Annotated in this window: 3 protein-coding genes and 1 pseudogene; 1 reads left to right on the top strand and 3 read right to left on the bottom strand. The window is 69.4% G+C overall.

Annotated elements, in window-relative coordinates:
* The 3 genes and pseudogenes from G3N62_RS34990 to G3N62_RS34980 all read right to left on the bottom strand — a co-directional run.
* A pseudogene (locus tag G3N62_RS34990) lies at positions 1-460 on the bottom strand (endonuclease); the annotation flags it as partial.
* Between the two features lie 5 nt (positions 461-465).
* Positions 466-954 carry a hypothetical protein gene (locus tag G3N62_RS34985; RefSeq protein WP_049030757.1) on the bottom strand — a complete coding sequence of 163 codons (489 nt, stop codon included), beginning with the start codon at positions 952-954 and terminating at the stop codon, positions 466-468.
* Positions 955-1100: 146 nt separating this feature from the next.
* A complete protein-coding gene (locus G3N62_RS34980) occupies positions 1101-1820 on the bottom strand; it encodes a nitroreductase (protein WP_049030758.1) in 720 nt (239 codons plus the stop codon).
* Positions 1821-2049: 229 nt separating this feature from the next.
* Here G3N62_RS34980 and G3N62_RS34975 point away from each other — a divergent pair, with 229 nt between their 5' ends.
* Positions 2050-3030: an AAA family ATPase gene (locus tag G3N62_RS34975; protein WP_206141519.1), complete on the top strand. Its 981-nt coding sequence runs from the start codon at positions 2050-2052 to the stop codon at positions 3028-3030.
* The last annotated feature ends 20 nt before the right edge of the window (positions 3031-3050 follow it).

Genomic DNA, 3050 nt, shown 5'->3' with positions numbered 1-3050 from the left:
CCGGGCGCGCGCCCGCGAGCGTCGCGCGCGCGACGAGCAGCCCGCGCCGCTCGAAGCGGTGCGCGGAGATGTCCCAGCGGCCGCCGAGGTCGAGCGGGTGCGGCGACAGGATCGCGTTGCCGTGCCGCCACGACGGCTTGAAGACGTTCGGCCCGAGCGCGATCTGCCAGTCGAGCGCATGCGCGATCTCGGTGGCCTGGCAATGCCACACGTCGTCGACCGCGTCGTCCATCTGCGCACCGAAGCCGGGCGCGAGCACGGGGCGCGGCATGCGGCGCGCCATCGCTTCCTGCAGGAAATACACGTCGGCGTGCGTCGACTGCATCCAGTTGCGCATCGCGTTCCACGCGGTGAAGCCGAGCGGCGAGCGGCCCTTGTGCAGGTTCCAGCTGACCGCGGTGATTTCGTCGGGCGCGGCGTGCGGTTCGGCGAACGGCAGGGACAGGGCGTCGGCGGACATGACGCTCAGTCCTTCGCGACGTGCGCACGCACGCGGTACACGAGGTGCGGATGCTGCTCGACGAGCGTCCAGTCGGTCCACGCATCGCCGCCGACCGACAGGCCGGGATGGCTCGCGACGATCTGCCGCGGCGACGCCGGTATGCACGGATCGCCGCGCGTCGCGTTTTCGTCGTCGAGCGTTTCCTGCACGTCGAGCGCGAGCGACACCGTGTTCGCACCGGCATCGACGGCGAGCGGCGCGACGGTGACCGAACGCGTGCGCTCGGCCGGCACGACGCGCGCGGCATTGCCGCAGCCGACCGGCACGGCGGACGGATAACGATGGGTATCCGTGCGGCTCTGACCGACGGTGGTGCGCTGCTGGAACGTGTCGATCGTCTGACCGTCGCGCACCACCTGGATCTCCCACGCGACGGAGGCCGGCGCGGGGCTTTGCGCATGGGCGGCGAGCGCGACGCTCGCAAGCAGGACGGCCAGGCCGTGTTTCAGCATGAAACGTCTCCGGAAATGCGCGATAACGGGGAACGGACGCACATCTTACGCCCGATCGATTTTGCTCGTGATGTGACAGGACAGGCGGCGACAGGTTCGCCGCACGATGCGGTCCTGCCGGAAAGGTAGGGCCGCCGCACGCGTTTTCAAGCGAAGAAGCGCGCGAACTCGGCGACGGGCGCGCGTTCGGTGACGAGGCGGTTCTCGATCGCGTCGGGGTCCGCATGGCCGAGCGACATCCCGCAGACGAACTGTTCGTTGGCGGGAATGCCGAGGTGGCCGGCGATGATCCGGTGAAACGGCACGAACGCGGCCTGCGGGCAGGTGTCGAGCCCGCGTGCGCGCGCGGCCGTCATCACGCCCTGCAGGAACATCCCGCAATCGAGCCACGCGCCGTGCGTCATCACGCGGTCGAGCGTGAAGAACAGCGCGACCGGCGCATCGAAGAAACGGAAGTTGCGCGCATGCTGCGCATGCATGCGCGCCTTCTCGTCGCGGCCGATGTTCAACAGCCCGTACAGGTCCCAGCCGACCTTGCGGCGCCGGTCGACATACGGCGACACCCATTCGCGCGGGTAGTAGTCGTATTCGGCGACGTATTTCTCGTCGCGCGCGGGATCGTCGTGCGCCGCGGTCAGCGCGGCGGCGAGCGCATCGCGCGTGGCGCCCGTCGCGACGTACACGCGCCACGGCTGGATGTTGGTGCCCGACGGCGCGCGGCTCGCGGCTTCGAGGATCGCCTCGAGCGTGTCGCGCGGCACGGGCGTCGGCAGGAAGGCGCGGATCGCGCGGCGCGACGTGAGCGCCGCGTCGACGGCGTCGATCGCATCGGCATGAACGCGCGGGGAAGCAGTGGGGACGGACATCGGCATACCTTCGGGCCATCGGGCGACGCGCCGCGCGGGCGCCGTCGGCAACGCCGGCGCGGCGGGTGGGTGAACCGACGATCATACGCCGCGGCGCGCGGCCGTGCAGCGCGCGCGAGGTGTTAGCAGCAGACTCGCCCGGCTGCTTGCTTGCGCGGTGATGCGGGATCGCTACACTGAAATCGTAAGGGTCTGATGATCATGTGATGGCAAGTGCAGCGAGGTTGGTATGACGACGGCGATGGTGAAACATGAACTGGCGGTGGCCTCCTTCAGCACGGTGTACGACCTCGAGCAGGTCGAGACGGCGCTGAGCGACCTGAACGAGAGCGCGAGCGACGCACTGCGCGCCACTTACGAGCGGATGCTCAAGACGGGGAATCTGCGCTTCTGCGTGAAGCCGAACCGGATGCCGTCGTTCGATGAGCTCGGCGAAGCATTGCCGAATTTCGGCGAGCCGCTCGACGACGTGCGCAAGCAGGTCGCGCTGTGCCTCGAAACGGACGACCGGCTCGAACTGATGCCGATCCTGCTGCTCGGGCCGCCCGGGATCGGCAAGACGCATTTCGCGAAGGCGCTCGCGCACCTGCTCGGCACCGCGTACCACTACGTGCCGATGAGTTCGCTGACGGCCGGCTGGATCCTGTCGGGCGCGTCGTCGCAATGGAAGAACGCGAAGCCCGGCAAGGTGTTCGAGGCGCTCGTGAACGGCAGCTACGCGAACCCGGTGATCGCGGTCGACGAGATCGACAAGGCCGGCAGCGATGCGCAATACGATCCGCTCGGCGCGCTGTACGCGTTGCTCGAGCACGACACGGCGCGCGCGTTCGTGGACGAATTCGCGGAAGTGCCGATCAATGCGGGCAACGTGATCTGGATCGCGACCGCGAACGACGCGCAGGCGATTCCGGAGCCGCTGCTCAACCGGATGAACGTGTACGAGATCGCGCCGCCCGATGCGGCCGGCGCGCGCCGGATCGCGCAGACGATCTACGACGAGATCCGCACGTCGCATGCGTGGGGGCAGCGCTTCCCCGACACGCTCGGCGACGACGCGCTCGACGTGCTGGCCGCGACGCCGCCGCGCACGATGCGCCGCGCGCTGCTGCACGCCTTCGGCGCCGCACGGCTCGACGGCCGCGATGCGATCGGGCCGCACGACATCCGCGCGGACGAAGGCGCCCAGAAGCGCCGGCCGAGCGGCTTCTGACACGCTCGCGCGTGCAAGCT

The sequence above is a fragment of the Burkholderia sp. Tr-20355 genome, from assembly GCF_017104685.1.
GTDB lineage: Bacteria > Pseudomonadota > Gammaproteobacteria > Burkholderiales > Burkholderiaceae > Burkholderia > Burkholderia seminalis.
Note: the sequence above shows the minus strand (reverse complement) of the source record. Positions and strands in the feature narration are given on the sequence as shown.

Excerpts from the sequence above, each read along its gene's own strand:
- G3N62_RS34985 (WP_049030757.1), bottom strand. The coding sequence starts at position 954 with ATGCTGAAACACGGCCTGGCCGTCCTGCTTGCGAGCGTCGCGCTCGCC.
- G3N62_RS34980 (WP_049030758.1), bottom strand. The coding sequence starts at position 1,820 with ATGTCCGTCCCCACTGCTTCCCCGCGCGTTCATGCCGATGCGATCGAC.
- G3N62_RS34975 (WP_206141519.1), top strand. The coding sequence starts at position 2,050 with ATGACGACGGCGATGGTGAAACATGAACTGGCGGTGGCCTCCTTCAGC.